The sequence below is a fragment of the Caldanaerobius fijiensis DSM 17918 genome (assembly GCF_900129075.1).
Taxonomy (GTDB): domain Bacteria; phylum Bacillota; class Thermoanaerobacteria; order Thermoanaerobacterales; family Caldanaerobiaceae; genus Caldanaerobius; species Caldanaerobius fijiensis.
The window spans coordinates 1-1,222 of sequence record NZ_FQVH01000085.1; the positions used below are offsets into that span (position 1 = coordinate 1).

Genomic DNA, 1,222 nt, shown 5'->3' on the forward strand with positions numbered 1-1,222 from the left:
AAGAAAGTGCCGTGCGAGATAAGGGAGTATCAGGACAAAGACGGGATGACGGCAGAGGACTTGATGCTGAAGGATTTGATTGAGACAAACCTGAGGCAGAGAGGAATAGGTAACTTGAGCCCGATGAAGACCGCAAGGTGCATTCTGGAGCTGGAGAGGATATACGGGATTAAGCACGGTGGCTATAGAGATAATTTACAAAAATTAGGATATCAAGTTACACCGGGTGGAACTTGCCCTCAAAAGACACAAAGAGAGCTATCGAGTGATATAGGCATTGGTATAAGTCGCTATCAGCAAATTAAGAAACTCAATGATCTCATACCCGAACTCCAAAAGTTTGTTGAAGAAGGTAAGCTGTCATCCAAAGCTGGTGAACAACTTGCCTATTTGGATGAAGATACGCAGAGACAATTACAGATTCCATCGCTAAAGGCCGGGTTTTTTCCGCCTTTCTTGATTTTTTTGCAGACATCTCTGAATTTCGGAAAATTTCATTGGAAAGTTGTATAATGCTATTGGATGATGACAAGTAAAAAGGAAAGGAGAATATTAAATGCAGTGGATTTTCCCGGCCGTAATTTCAGTCAACTATCAAAACGCGATATTTAACGTAATGTTCACCGTGTTTGAAGTAGTTTCATTTTCTTTGATCGGAATTTTGTTGACGCTGATTTTCATAGAATATCGACAGTATAGAGAGTACAAAAAGCAATACGGTTCGATCGACGGAGTCTTAACAGTTAAAAATCGAAAAGGACAAATGCTGGCAGTTATTCCAGTGTATATACACAGAGGTGCCGATGAGAAGCTTAACAAAGAAATAGAAAAGATCGTACGGTTTGCTGCTGGAAACGAGCAGGAACAGGTCGAATTAAAGTTAATTTGCCTTAATGATACTTCTCGACAGTACAAACAGATGGTTGACCCAAGCTACAGCAGTACATTCAAAGATGCAATATATATGCTCTTTGCCAGTGCTGGAAAGGAGTCAAGAAACGAAAATACAAGCAGCAATATCGCAAAGAACGGTTAAATCACGCTTTTTTTTTGCTAAGTTCAAATTTCTGTAGAGAGACTGGATACAATGATCAAGCTAGAAAGATTGAGTCAAAATCCTGTTTTACGGCCTTTGAATAAATTTATGGGAGGTATAAAGATGGAGAAACTTTATTCTATTTTGGAACCTTATGACAGCTGGTGGAATGATGAAGGAGAAGAA

1 protein-coding gene and 1 pseudogene are annotated in these 1,222 nt (G+C 39.4%); both read left to right on the forward strand.

The window, feature by feature from the left end:
- Nucleotides 1-513 (forward strand): annotated as a pseudogene (locus BUB87_RS14480) (hypothetical protein); the annotation flags it as partial.
- Between the two features lie 136 nt (nucleotides 514-649).
- Nucleotides 650-1,036, forward strand: coding sequence for a hypothetical protein (locus tag BUB87_RS13940; RefSeq protein ID WP_143156732.1), 387 nt, complete (start codon nucleotides 650-652; stop codon nucleotides 1,034-1,036).
- Nucleotides 1,037-1,222: the final 186 nt, after the last annotated feature.